The organism is Bradyrhizobium sp. Ec3.3, from assembly GCF_000472925.1.
Taxonomy (GTDB): domain Bacteria; phylum Pseudomonadota; class Alphaproteobacteria; order Rhizobiales; family Xanthobacteraceae; genus Bradyrhizobium.
In genome coordinates this window covers 1-12,912 of the sequence record NZ_AXAS01000034.1, presented here as the reverse complement: position 1 = coordinate 12,912, position 12,912 = coordinate 1, and the positions used below count along the sequence as shown (strand labels likewise).

10 protein-coding genes and 2 pseudogenes are annotated in these 12,912 nt (G+C 55.3%); 3 read left to right on the top strand and 9 right to left on the bottom strand.

Annotation, left to right across the window (positions count from 1 at the left end; translation table 11 throughout):
* Positions 1 to 121 precede the first annotated feature (121 nt).
* Positions 122 to 322, bottom strand: coding sequence for a WecB/TagA/CpsF family glycosyltransferase (locus YUU_RS61410; protein WP_027525403.1), 201 nt, complete (start codon positions 320 to 322; stop codon positions 122 to 124).
* Positions 323 to 1,183: 861 nt separating this feature from the next.
* On the opposite strand from YUU_RS61410, the gene YUU_RS56720 reads away from it, so the two are divergent.
* Complete coding sequence (locus tag YUU_RS56720) at positions 1,184 to 2,281, top strand: glycosyltransferase family 4 protein (protein ID WP_084801580.1); 1,098 nt, start codon at positions 1,184 to 1,186, stop codon at positions 2,279 to 2,281.
* 138 nt (positions 2,282 to 2,419) lie between these two features.
* Here the strand turns inward: YUU_RS56720 and YUU_RS51920 are convergent, their stop codons facing one another.
* From YUU_RS51920 to YUU_RS62785, 5 genes and pseudogenes are all read right to left on the bottom strand, one after another.
* Positions 2,420 to 3,523, bottom strand: a complete 1,104-nt coding sequence (locus tag YUU_RS51920; protein WP_245288109.1) for a polysaccharide deacetylase family protein — start codon at positions 3,521 to 3,523, stop codon at positions 2,420 to 2,422.
* 160 nt (positions 3,524 to 3,683) lie between these two features.
* A complete protein-coding gene (locus YUU_RS0128205) occupies positions 3,684 to 4,541 on the bottom strand; it encodes a hypothetical protein (RefSeq protein ID WP_027525400.1) in 858 nt (285 codons plus the stop codon).
* A gap of 21 nt (positions 4,542 to 4,562) precedes the next feature.
* Positions 4,563 to 5,663 (bottom strand): Gfo/Idh/MocA family protein, encoded by a 1,101-nt coding sequence (locus YUU_RS51915; protein ID WP_063621745.1) that lies wholly within the window; start codon positions 5,661 to 5,663, stop codon positions 4,563 to 4,565.
* A 12-nt stretch (positions 5,664 to 5,675) separates the two neighbouring features.
* Complete coding sequence (locus tag YUU_RS0128195; RefSeq protein WP_198031839.1) at positions 5,676 to 6,797, bottom strand: DUF354 domain-containing protein; 1,122 nt, start codon at positions 6,795 to 6,797, stop codon at positions 5,676 to 5,678.
* Between the two features lie 211 nt (positions 6,798 to 7,008).
* Positions 7,009 to 7,155 (bottom strand): annotated as a pseudogene (locus YUU_RS62785) (transposase); the annotation flags it as partial.
* 119 nt (positions 7,156 to 7,274) lie between these two features.
* Here YUU_RS62785 and YUU_RS61400 point away from each other — a divergent pair.
* Positions 7,275 to 7,424: pseudogene (locus YUU_RS61400) on the top strand (IS21 family transposase); the annotation flags it as partial.
* Between the two features lie 308 nt (positions 7,425 to 7,732).
* Here the strand turns inward: YUU_RS61400 and YUU_RS0128185 are convergent.
* The 3 genes from YUU_RS0128185 to YUU_RS62780 form a co-directional block, all read right to left on the bottom strand.
* On the bottom strand, positions 7,733 to 8,860 hold the full coding sequence (locus YUU_RS0128185) for a hypothetical protein (protein WP_156944545.1): 1,128 nt from the start codon (positions 8,858 to 8,860) through the stop codon (positions 7,733 to 7,735).
* Positions 8,826 to 10,325: an MBOAT family protein gene (locus YUU_RS0128180; RefSeq protein ID WP_027525397.1), complete on the bottom strand. Its 1,500-nt coding sequence runs from the start codon at positions 10,323 to 10,325 to the stop codon at positions 8,826 to 8,828. The genes YUU_RS0128185 and YUU_RS0128180 overlap by 35 nt, the downstream gene beginning before the upstream one ends.
* A gap of 985 nt (positions 10,326 to 11,310) precedes the next feature.
* Entirely contained in the window at positions 11,311 to 11,652 is a 342-nt protein-coding gene (locus tag YUU_RS62780; RefSeq protein ID WP_371260510.1) for a tetratricopeptide repeat protein, read from the bottom strand.
* A 931-nt stretch (positions 11,653 to 12,583) separates the two neighbouring features.
* On the opposite strand from YUU_RS62780, the gene YUU_RS51905 reads away from it, so the two are divergent.
* Positions 12,584 to 12,912, top strand: a 329-nt coding sequence (locus YUU_RS51905; RefSeq protein ID WP_035663540.1) for a hypothetical protein, incomplete at its 3' end; no start/stop codon positions are given.

Here is a 12,912-nt window from a genome sequence, read left to right as displayed (position 1 = left end):
ACCTGCGACAACTTGTTCGCTTCCCGAGACACAGCTAACGGAAATAGAGGGTGTCTCTGCACGCGCCACCCTCCTACCCGACTCGTTCCGGGCGGCTCCCTGTTTGCTCGCGGCGCCATGCCTAGGCTCTGCCGTACAATGGCTTGGGCCGAATGCCGGCGGACAGCGTATTGGTCTTCGCATGTCGCCACCACATGCGTCCCGGTTCCTGGTAGACGCGGTACAGCCATTCGAGCCCGAGATGTCGCATGCGAACCGGCACCCGGCGTACCGCACCGGGAAGGATATCGAACGAACCACCGACACCGATGATGAACTGCACGCCGAGCGCATTGATGCGATCCAGGAAAGCCCTCCTTGCGTGGCGAAGGCTTACCCCATACGATGCCCGTGCTAATTCTGATCACATCGCTACCAGCGGCATCGACAGCTACCGCAGGATCAACGCGCATCCTCACGAACTTAGCGACATGGAGTGCAGCATGTTGCAAACGCTGTTGGCTACGCATCACCCTGCCTGCGAATTCCACCGTATCGGGCCATCTTCAGGACAGAGTCGGGCATTCTCGAAATGACGTACGCATCGTCGCCCTCCGGCGGCCACCATGCGGACGCAGCTAACTCCGAACACCGCAATTTTCATTCTGCGACAATAGCCCTGGGACGTTCTGAGCAAGTGCAGCCAAAAGGGTTGCGACCGGGGACTGAGTGGCTACCCAATTGTGGGTAACCCGGTGACCAACCGGTTCTCGGCCGCTGTCGTCCACGTAGTCCCGCGACGTGAACGCCGAGTTCGGCCACATCGCAATGGCAGCGGAAGCTCGCAATCTTAGATCCGGTTGCTAGCTGGTTTGCTACAAACGTCGCACTCGATCACCCTTTGCGTCGAGGACGTCCGACACAAACTTCGACGAGGCGGCTGGATGTTCAGTAGCACGACTATGAGCGAACGTCGTCTTAGCACGGCGAACGTTCGGGCGAGCCGCGTCGCCAGCTAGACACCCTTGTCGGTAAGCCACTAAAAGTACTAAGGTCACAGAGAGACCCTTACGATGTTGGGCACCGTCGAATATATCGCGCATCGTTGAGCAGCATTGTCAGAAGGGCATCGGATTGATCTTCGCAGTTAGGAATTGCCGAGGATGGCTCTGCCGGAGCGTGCTAACGAATTTCGGTGTATTTGATGAGTACAACCCCAAATACTCTTCGCTTGATCGTAGCTACGCCGTACGGCGCGCATGGGCGAGGAGGAATAGATCGTCTTACGGATCTCATCATTGATACAATCGACACACGCGGAGATCTTGGCGTCAAGGCCGAGCGACTGGTAACCAGAGGACAGAAGAGCATTTATTGGGGAGTGGTGGTCTTTGCTCGGGCACTGGTCCAATTCTGTGTTGCCGCGGCGCGCGGTAACGTTGACCTAATCCACTTTCACCTCTCATTTCGCGGGAGCGTGTACCGTAAACTGATCATCGCGGCAATAGCGCGCTATTTTCGAGTGCCCTATGTCGTTCATCTTCACGCCGGCCAGTTTGATCAATTCTGGGGAAGAGCCGGGACATATTTGCGTCGAAGCATCAACCGATTGTTCTTGGATAGTGCAGCGATTATTGTGCTAGGCGACTATGGTGCGCGCGTCATTCTCGATCGGCTTCCCAGTCTTCGAGATAAAATCAAGATCCTTCCGAACGCCACCACCTCCCCGGACCAACCAAATCGGGGGCGGTCGGAATCCGGTCAGCTTCGCATTACCTTCCTTGGCTTCCTTGATCCAGAAAAGGGTGTGCCACAACTCATTGATGCACTCGGAAAGCTGGCGTGCCGCACCGACTGGACCGCTACCATAGCGGGAAGCGGAGAAATGGAGCAAACTCGCGATCAGGCTCGTCGACTTGGAATCGCCGATCGAGTGGAGTTGCCGGGCTGGCTTGATCCGTCAGAAACCGCCGCGTTGCTTCAGCGGACCGATATTCTTACCCTGCCATCCTTCGTCGAAAGTCTCCCAATGGCAATCATCGAGGCCTTCGCTTACGGTGTAGCTGTGGTCGCAACACCTGTTGGTGCGGTTCCCGAAATCATTGCTCATGAACGCAACGGGCTCCTCGTGCCTGTTGGGAACGCCGAAGCGCTTGCCAATGCGCTCGTTCAATTGCTCGACGATGGAGCGTTGAGGCAGCGCCTGGGCGACGCCGCCCGGCGCGACCACGCGGAACGATACGAAATTAACAACTACGTAAAGCGTCTGGTATCGATCTGGCGAATGGCGGTACGGTGTTGAAAGCCGGAAACACCCGCTAAACGCCGACGCCTCATTTTTGGCTTCTTCGAGCGGCGCTCTTGGGGCGGATTACCCACCGCCCACTCAGCGGTGGCGGACCGCAGTTGACGAGCGCCCCTCCGGACACCTTCGGTGGTATCAACCCACTGTCGGCGGCGGACAAGCCAAGCGCGAAGCATCTTTCAACTGCCGCCGATGTGATTGTCTCGCAAGTAGCGTTTGCAATGCCAACTGCACCCCATTCATTTTGGCAGCGAAGGAACTTTCCGTGTCAAAACGACTGCTCATCCCAATACGGGGAAGCGCGAATTGATTTAGCTGACCGTCGCTTAGCTGACCATGTCGCGTTGTTACGGCGCTCAAATACCCTGATTCCTTAGCGAGATGCTCTTCACGCGGACCACATGACCCATACGGATAAGCGAGATGCAGCACAGGCAACTGAATCAAATTCTCCAGATAGTTGCGGTTATCGGCCAACTCGGTCCGTGCTGAGGTCGCATCCAGGGTTGCTAGCGCGGCGTGTGAAGTTGTGTGCCCGCCAATCGATGCGAGAGGATGACGCGCCAACTCTTGAAGCGCGCACTCGTCCAGGAAATATCGGTTGTTCAACGCTGATAACGAAATACCAGCCTTATCGAAGGTCCTCGCAAGCGCCGCGCCTCGTTTGTAATCCTGGTGAACCCACCGGTCCAGTTTGTCCAGGACGGCTACCTTGCTCCGGAAGTCAGAACAGTGAAACCGAATGCCCATTGCATCGATTGCAATATCATCTCTTGACCGAACCAGCTCGCGCAATCCTAACCACCACGACTGCAGAGTCCGCGTCAAGGCGCCGGTGGGCACATACACCATGAAGGGAGCGTTGTAGCGCTCGAGGATTGGAAGCGCCACCGAGACATTGTCCCGGTACCCGTCATCGAAAGTAAGGACCGCATAGCGGCGCGATTGGTCATCTGCGGCCAGCCGCTCAAGACACTCCTCGAGGCTAACTATCGCCCATCCTTCTCGTTGTAGCCAACTGAGCGAATATTCGAATAGTTCAACGGAAATGCCGGTCATCAATTCCGACTGAGAATCCCGCTGAACCTCGTGGAACATTAGAATCGCCGCCCTACCAGCGAAGATACGGCGAAAGACCGGAAAAAATCCGGCGCTCTCAATTGCATAAAATAAGGCGTTTTTAACCTGCTGCTTCAAATCAACCCCCCGCAGTGGTGATCCGTTCAGCGCTAGCGCCAAGCATTCTCCAGGCGCAACTTCGACGCCAGTGTAGGCACGCGGGTTACGAACGGTAAACGTCGATTTAGCTCAACCAGTCCCCATCATTGTGGCTACTTATTATGAGTATTGGCCGGCCCGTTCAGGCTGCCGCGTGCTCCCATATACTCGGTACCTTCCTCTAAGAGAGCATATGTATCAGCGACTTTGTTTGCCGAATATGCTCACGAGTGGATGCCCCAAAAACAATCGATGCAATTTGTTTTTGAGCACAGACATATTCGAACGCTTCTCTAGGAGGAATCGCTCCTGAAGCCAACACTGACATCGCTATTGGTCTGAAACGTCTGGTCGCGATTGCCTGCTCATAGGCGGCCGCACCTCCGCACATACGAAAACCAAGCTTATTGATATTACAGCAGACTATCGGGTTTTCCAGACCAACTTCATCCAAAGCATCGAGAAGTCGGATTAAGTTCATCGTTATAAACCCCGGCTCAGCATTATACCGCAACCGCACATGGTCCGCGAAAATCCGAAGCCCCTCCTTAAAGCCTGTCCCCAACAACAAGTCCGTCACCACGTTTTGCAAAAAGATGACCGGGGTCTCAAGGCCCTGAAACATCTTCATCTCGGCGTCGATGAGGAGTGTTGCAACGCCTTCGACATCTTTCTTTGCCAATGACATGCCGCCGCGGACGACGGCGTTCAGGAGCCCTTCCTGAGGCAAAAAGCGCCGTATCGCCTCTACGATGCCGTATTCGGTCGCCGCATTGGCGTATTTGTGCGCATAGGGCATGCACGGAAAGAATTTATAACCCTTGTACTTCGGGGGGTTCGCGCGCCAATGATCGCAAATGGCGCCAATCCGCTCGTGGGTGGTGCACATGAAGGTTGCGATGCCCTCGTCAAGCGCGGCATCCAGCACTTCAATTATCGCCTCATCGTGTTGAAAGCGCATGGCTTGCGCTCGCGCCTTCTCTTCCGACATGTGATTGACGCCAAAAAATTGGTTGTCGCCGAATAGCACTCGATCCATTTTTTACCTTCCAAGCTGCCGCTAGTGCCCGCCCACCAACAGGTCTTGCAGAACTGATCTCTTTTTTGCGGTTGCCGCCCCGCTATTTTTCCAGACTTCAGTCCGGCGCCCCTCGGCGTCAGCCAATAGCATTTGTACGACACGATCGGTTGCCAGGGCCGAGCTGAATGTGCTTTCCGTCTGATGGTTTCCGGCCTTTACCGATTGGATAAAATGATCGATCTGCGCTGAATATTCCTCACCTCGCAGATAAAACCACGCCGGTTGGGTTAACTCGACCGTATTCTTAATGGTCCAGCCGGCGTCCAAAGACAGTTCTTCGTTCGGTTCTCGAAGATAGATCTGATACTCTTGGCGGTCAGCACTTAATCGGCCTTTGGTGCCCCACAGTGTTATCCGAGTAAACATCTTTCGATAACTGTCATCGCTCCAGTTTGCGGCCAGGTAGCCGGTAGCGCCATTTTCAAAGTAGAGCGTTGAATAAACTTCATCGTCCACGTCTTGCGAAAAAATGCTTTTCACGACCGTTCCACCGACCGAACGCGGCGCTCCGACCACATAATTCATTAGATCGATTGCATGACATGCGTAATCATGAAGACAACCGCCACCCTCGATCTTGCTGTGACGCCAGGTCGAACCCTTCGTCCTAACGACAACAGGTCCGTAAGCTTCGACTTGCACATGGTGGATATTGCCGAGAATATTCGGAGCGGCCAGACGTCGCGCTTCACGGAAAGCGCCGACAAATCGACAATGATACCCTACCTGCGTGACAAGCCTCTTTCTTTCGGCCAATTGCGCCAGCGCACTACCCTGCTCCACGTCAAGACAGAAGGGCTTCTCACAAAACACGTGCAAATTTTTATCAAGTGCGTACCGAACCATTTCAGCATGGAAACGCGACGGCGTCGCGATGAACACGCAGTCAAGGTCCTCAGTATCGATCATCTTTCGATAATCGGAATACGTTTTAACACCGGTGTATTTCTCCATCAGCGTCAGCACGTAATTGGCAGCGTCGCACACCGCAACCATTTTTACATCGGGGTGAGCCGTGATAATGGCTTGATGAGAGATTCCCATCTTACCAAGCCCAATGAGAGCCGCTTTGATCATCATCTCGCCCTTCGGTTAGTGGCGGCCGCCTATCTCGAGAATGGCCGAGTACAGCTGGTTGTAAGCAACTTTGCCCTTGTGGAGCAGCTCCAGGTTCGGGACGCGCTTAGTGGTGTTGTCGAGGATCCTCAGCGCTGTTTCCGCGTCAAGGTCTGGCCGATGCTGCATACACCCACTTCGCAGTAAGTAACGATCAACGTCGAGCAGCTCCGATCGGTAGATCGAGATCGTTGGGAGACCGAGCACTGCCATCTCCCGGGTCATCGTCCCACCAGCGCCAATAAATAAATCGCAGTCCGGAGCTATGTCCGCCAGGTCAAGTGCGGTATCGATCACGCGTATGCCGTTGAATTTCTCGGCTCTGTAATGCGCCCCCTGCGCACGCCCTCTCGGCAGGACGGTCAAAGCGACATGATCGCGAAGCCCAAGCAAAAGACTGTCGAGAAAATTGATTTCACTCTTGTAGTACTGTGCGGTCCAGGGCTCCGGCCTGACATAGACCGCTCTGCGTTGATCCTGCGCCGTCCTAGTGCGTCGCGACATGAATTGATCGGCAAAATACCATAGATACATGCCTTCCTTTATTCCCGGAAAGTGGCGCACCTTGGCAGCGCGAGCCCCCTGCCAGCGCACTCTGCTGATGTCGAGGAATTCCGGGAGCATGATCACATCGGCAAACAGAAAAGCTGGCACGTTTCCAAGAGCGTGCTCATTGTCGTTCAAATAAATTGATCGGACACCCAGAAGTCGCGCAACGACCGGTGAATAGAAGGAGCTTTGCGAAACTGCGAGGTCAATTGAACGGTCCTTGAGAAAATAGTACAAGTCGCGCACTCGCACCGGATATCCTAGAAGTTTTCTCGCGATGTTGGCGCCGTAATGCTTACCGACGACATCGAAATTGAGCCGATGCAGCTTCAGCAGATCAACCGTGTTCGCAAGCGGTCGAGCCGTTATAACGACTTCATGTTCCTCCTGAAGCTCCCCGATAAGCCTTCGAAACATGTTGATGTGGGGCGAGTTATGGAGATCAAACCATATGTTCATCAGCCGTCCAAACTTACTTACCGGCCCGGAATGCTGGTCGATCTTTAGTCGCGCAGTTCCGCAGTTCAATGAACCATCGTAGCTACCCATTTATTGCCAGGTCCCATGCCAATTCCCAGCTGGTGACCCGGAATGTACCGATCGAGCCGGAAACGTAGCGCCGCCATGAGCACGAACCAACGAGCGTTCAGGTTTACGTGGCCAGCACGCCGATCGACTTCCGCAAGGGGCCGACGCTGGTCACGATTTCCACCATCTGTCGCGCCGCAGCTTCAAAGTGTGTGAACTTCACCGCTCGGGCTCGCGCCGCAGAGAGCGGCGCGACCATCCGCCGCGCTTCGCGTCGCCACACAAACAACTGCGATGGATCAAGCCCGCGAGAGCGCGCGATCGCCGACACGTTCGCCCCTGGCGCAAAACGTTTCCCGACGATTCTGATCCTCTGGTCCTGCGACCAGGTGCAGTAGCTCCGCCCGGCCTAACCTGAGGCAGCTGACCTGCCCTCGAAGTTCGGCCGTCCGGCGCGCCAAATCGCTGACGCTCCTGCTGCAGGCGTGAGGGGGCGCGGTGACCAAGCTTGGTGAACTAGTCATGATCCTGGATTTGCATCGCCAAGGTCCGTCCGTCGGCGCCATCGCCCGGCAACTAAGTGTCGACCGAGGGACCGTCAGGGCCTACATCGCCAAAGGGTGGAGCCGCCGGTCTACAAAAGGCGGGCACCAACGCCAGGCATCGTCGATCAGGTCAAAGCCTATTTGCGCGGTCTATCCCCGCGCTCACTGCGGTACGGCTGTGACGTGAGTTCAAGGAATGCAGCTTCGCTGGACAGGGTGATACGCGATCGCGTGTGGGAGTTACGGCCTTCTCGGCCGGCGGGCAGCGCGCGCAGAAACCAATCCGTGAACCTCTTCGCCGCTGAACCGTTCCCTTAGCGCATTCCATGCCGATGTGTTGAGGATTGGCGCTTACCGCAGCGCCTTCGAATTACGTTGGAGTAATTATTGGAAAATACCACGAGCCGAGATCTAATGGCGTAGCATGCCGCAGATCGCATTTGCGAGCTCTTGCCCGAAGAAGGCGTTTCCGTACCGGGTCAGGTGTCCACTGCCTGATTGGCTTCCAAATCCAGAAAGGAAGATCCGGTTCTTGTGCGCAAAACTCCAAGCATCCGCTGCCGGGTTGATAATCGGAATTGACAGATCACGGCCTTGCTCTTCCCACCAAGTTTCGTCCTTGGATAGGGCAGGCTTACTTTCCTTCCGGGGGTCCATTTCCCCCCCATCCGGCATAAGAAATATGGCAATAGGCGTCGAATGAGATTTCGCTATATCCGCAATTGCTTTCAACAGTCGAGTCTTTTGCTGCGAAGAACCACTGCTCGATTCGGCAGACGCTTCCATCACCGACTTTCGAGATCTCGAGGTCAATTTCCTACGGAATTCATTGATGTATTGAAGAAGCCGGCTGTGATCGCTTATCATTAAGAACCAGGTAAACGCCCTGGACGACCGTATTTTGTACGTCCTCGTATCCATAAAGCTCAAATCGATATTCTGACGCCCGTCATTTTCAATTGTCACACGTGCAGAAACGTCTTCTTCGGGATCAGGCATGCCTGGAGACCCCTGCAGGACAATGAAGTCGGGTGAATAACGCCAGACAAAATCCCTCATCAAAAGATAATTTTCAGTCGTGGTGTAGCCGCCAACTCCGAAATTGAGAGCCTCCACGCGTTTGTCGTTCAGAGCTGGGCACTCCCTTAGCTCCTTGCCGAGAATCGATACGTAGGTTTCGGAGGTCTCCACCTGTATGGCCATGGTGAGGGAATTACCAAGGACCGCTACCCGAAACGAATTAGGGTCCTTTTCAAGTCGATGGGTGACGTCATGAAACCCAAAATCGTTGAGAACGAGATGGCTGTAGCCCTCCTGGGTCTGTATCCCGTCGATGTTCGGCCTTCCAGCATATCCAAGCTCAGGTGTCCCGATGTTAGTCTGGTATCGTCCGTAACCAAGAGACGGAATCGATCCATATCCGATCAGGCGAAGCGTCGCATCGAGGCAGAGGACGGCCGCGAGGATTCCTATGAGCCCCGCCCAGGAGTATCGTATCGAGGCTCTAAAAATTGAAGTATATGAACGGGGATTCGGCATCTCGTACTACGCTTATGGTGATGATGAAGAGAAGCAATGAAAGCAACATTGATAGACAGCCAATGTACAGTGACGTGGCCCGCAACACTGGCCGTTTGCTCTTCTCGACGTATCGATCAATCAACGACTCTGCGAATGCAATGAGTTCCTGCGAATTCGGTGCAAGCCAAGAAATTGCAAGGAGCGCTGCAATCCAGATCCACGGGTTTGCATCGAGCAAGGGCAATAATCCGGGTTGGACGTCTTTCGTATATGCCGCAGAAGTGAGACCATGAAGACCTATCATTCCTGACAGCACCCGCCCTGCCGAAGCCAGATCGCTGGCGCGAAAGAATACCCAAGCAAGGAGAACGGCCAAGAAAGTCGTTATCCGGCTTAGCAGACGGAACCACAGCGTTGACGAAATTGCGCTGACGCCGATCGCCCGCTGGGCATGATTGATCATCAAATAAAGTCCGTGCAAGCCGCCCCAAATCACGAATGTCCAGCCGGCTCCGTGCCATAATCCGCCCAGCAGCATTGTGATCATCAAATTTGCGTATCGGCGAAACTTGCCATGGCGGTTTCCTCCGAGGGGAAAATACAGGTAATCCCGAAGGAAGCGGGAGAGGGTCATGTGCCATCTCCTCCAGAAATCAATAATGCTGTCCGCCTTGTAGGGGGAGTCGAAATTTAGCGGCAGCTTGATATTAAAAAGGCGGGAGATGCCTAGGGCCATATCGGTATAGCCGGAAAAGTCAAAGTAGATTTGAAAGGCGTAGGCAAGCGTCGCTGACCATGCTTCTCCGATCGTCGGCGGCTCCCCACGAGAGTCAAAGACCGGAGATACGAACACTGATATCCCGTCTGCAAACAACAATTTCTTGTATGCACCAATGACAAACAAAAGGAGGCCGATCACGCAGTTCCTCAAGACTATCTTTTTGTTGTCCGCCCGCGCGAACTGCGGCATCATTTCACTATGATGAAGAATTGGTCCGGCTATCAAGTGCGGGAAGAAAGTCACAAACAGTAGGTAATGCACAAACTTCGTTTCCCGCACTTTTTCGGAATAGCAGTCGACCAAAAAGGCGATTTGCGTGAAGGTAAAAAATGAAATCCCTACCGGCAATATGACGTTCAACGACTCGATATGGCGTCCGAGGATTACGGAAAGGTTGTCGATAAACCAGTTGGCGTATTTGTAATACGACAGTATGCCAAGATTGAAAATTAGCGCCAAGATCAACCAGCGTTTGGTAGCTGCGGTTTTTTTCGCGCCTGTAATTAGATTCCCAAAGGTGTAATTCGCGATCACCGACACGACTAATAACAGCGGGTTACCGCCTGAAGTGGTAAAAAAAACAAACGACATTATCGCAAGAAAAGCGATCGATGCCTGCGGGCGGCTGGATGACAGCAAGAAGAAACCCGCCATCGTTATCGGCAGGAACAGCAAAACAAAGCTAAATGAGACAAATAGCATTTTGGTTACAAGTAGTCAGGGACACTCGCCGCCATTCTTGGTTCGAAGCGTTGATATGTCTGGAGAACGAATGTGGGCGGGCGTACTCTACGCTTGGAGCCGACGGCACCTCGGTGCGTATCGGAGCCGCCGAGCGAATGATGCGGCAGCACACGCGCGGTTCTGCTCGCCGGCGGTTCGGCTATCGGCGGCTGTACATCCTGTTCAAGCGCGAGCGCATCATCATGAACCACAACAAGCACCGCCATCCTTATGCGGGGAGCGGCTTCAGGTGCGTCGCCGGGGCGGACGCAAGCGAGCGCTCGGGATCTAGTTCCGACGGTCTTGCCGCAGGGGTCCAAATCAACGCCGAGCCTGGACCTCCTATCGGACGCGTCACGATGCAAGTTTAAGCAAGGGAGTTGAGAATAGAAGCACCTCGATCGAGTTCAACCGGAGCGCATAGTGGCTACCTAAATGTGAGTAAGAGCGCGCCGGCGATTCGGCTCCGATTGCCCTGATATCCCATCACCGTTGTTCGAAATCGACAATGGAGATCAGCGTGATGTCGTTCGCCCGCTACGTCTGCGCTGTTTCGACGTTTCGGGCATCCGTCCGCTGCCGTGGGCTACTTGTGCCATCACGCATCTCAACAAGATCACGATCGAGTTCGGGCCGTCCTCGAAGTCGGTAGCGCCAATTCCTCGTTCGTGCGCGGCCGCATCGTGGAGCGAAATACAACTATCAAGGGCGTCGCTCAACCGCGACCGAGCAACTCCGCGATTTGATGGGAAACCTCCACGACATAGCTTGCGAGATCCGTCGGCGCGCTGGGCGTTCCCACACAGCTATGGCCATGGCGTAACCGTCCAGATGCTGGCTCTCATCCTTGGTGGCGCTCGCAAACCCTCGACCACGTTTTCATCGCTCACGTCGATGCTAAATGACTTCGTCGCCTTGGTTCCCCTCATGGCGACTTAACCAGGTCCGAACATCGCAATCTTGATCACAATTCATCCTTCCGCTCGCAGCACAATGGCCTTGGGGCTAACTCGTGGCCATTGTCGACGTGGCCCCGCGAACGAGCTATTTGTGCTCGCCTCAGCCCAAGGTGACGCCGCGCGGAAGATGATAGGCAATGCGGCAGCCTGCTGCAGAATCGACGCGCCTTGCCGCGGTCGTTGCGCTCGAGGTGTAGGAACCCGAGGTCGAGCCGCAGATTGACGTTTCGCGGTGCGAGTGCCAGCGCGCTATCGATTGCCGCAATTGCCTCTTCGAAGAGTCCGCCTCCGACAAACTGGGCGACGAGCTCTTGAAAGGCCGGGATCAACGGCGGACGTCGCGCCACTGTTCAGCGCAATTGTTCGATCGCATTCACCCGACGCCCGGCACTAAAGAGAGCCGCGCCGACAGCGTTTCAATGTTCGGATCGCTCGCCGCGGCGGCGTTACGTGGGCACCAGTTCGGCGAGGCCAAACGACTCGCCCTTGAAGTTCTGAAAGCGAGTAAGACCGACACCGGCGACCATGCTGGGGCGGCCCCAATCGCCCAGGCGAGGCGATCGCGCGGCTTGAAAGGCGGCTCGGCGCTCCAGGAGATGCGCACGGGATTGAACTGGTCCGCTCCTCATGGGCGGCAAAGAAGGCTTCGACACAGCGCAGCTACGATCATCGTCTGCGGCGGGCCCACCCTCCCCTGGAGAGAGCAGGAACTGCCACACGAAGCCGGCGGTTGCGCGGCGAGCGTGGTGTTACAGTCCACATCCGCAATCGCTTTTCGAATAGGGCGATTTCCATCACTCATTGATCAGGCATGACGGCAGTTGCCCATGGGCCGCTGCCAAGGCGCTGGTGTCGGCAGCCAGGTGCTCTGCGGAGTACGCCCGGAGAGGGGCGCCAGCAACCTTTGCCAGCGTGGCTGGTGGGCCGCTTGGAGCGAGAATGCAAGATGATTTCCGACGACGGGCACATACATTGATACCATCAGGGGAGATCTTTTCGCTTCCCCACAAGCCAGTGTCGCCGAATTCAGCAGCAACGGCAGGCAGATGCGATAATTGCCACAGCTGGGCCGTGCGGTTCTAATTATCGCCATGCTCACCTATTTTTTTCGCCATACTCGCTAATTAACCATCCGCTTCAGCAGTCGGGGGGGCAATCATCCCGATTACGCTGCTTTCAGTCTGCTCGCGTCAGCGGCCGCGAGCACGAAGTATGTCGTGCGCCATCGCACGCGCGGCAGTGGAATGTCTTGTCTCAAATCTTCAAAGGATGATTGGAATGACGACCTCACCGGACATCACCTCGTTCTCGGCTACCAACATGAGCCATTTTATGGTCGATGGCGACACTGTCGAAGCCCAGAATGCCAACCAGCCGTGGAGCCTGACCAACCCCGATCCCAACACACTGCAGTTTCAGGTCCGCTCCGGCGACTATTGGAGCACCTCGGGCTGGAGCGATCTGACCAACGATGGCGGCGCCAACCGCTCTGAAATCGAGTTTCCTCATGTCAATGCCGGCACTCAGATCAACGTCTCCTACGGTCTCACTGTGCAACCAGGCCCGGTCAACAACGCCTCGTTTTTCGAACTCGGCCACTTGGACTC

What these genes read in the sequence shown, in the direction of transcription:
- YUU_RS0128205 (WP_027525400.1), bottom strand. Translation starts at nt 4,541, where the DNA reads ATGGATCGAGTGCTATTCGGCGACAACCAATTTTTTGGCGTCAATCAC.
- YUU_RS51915 (WP_063621745.1), bottom strand. Translation starts at nt 5,663, where the DNA reads ATGATGATCAAAGCGGCTCTCATTGGGCTTGGTAAGATGGGAATCTCT.
- YUU_RS0128180 (WP_027525397.1), bottom strand. Translation starts at nt 10,325, where the DNA reads ATGCTATTTGTCTCATTTAGCTTTGTTTTGCTGTTCCTGCCGATAACG.
- YUU_RS0128195 (WP_198031839.1), bottom strand. Translation starts at nt 6,797, where the DNA reads ATGGGTAGCTACGATGGTTCATTGAACTGCGGAACTGCGCGACTAAAG.
- YUU_RS0128185 (WP_156944545.1), bottom strand. Translation starts at nt 8,860, where the DNA reads ATGCCGAATCCCCGTTCATATACTTCAATTTTTAGAGCCTCGATACGA.
- YUU_RS56720 (WP_084801580.1), top strand. Translation starts at nt 1,184, where the DNA reads ATGAGTACAACCCCAAATACTCTTCGCTTGATCGTAGCTACGCCGTAC.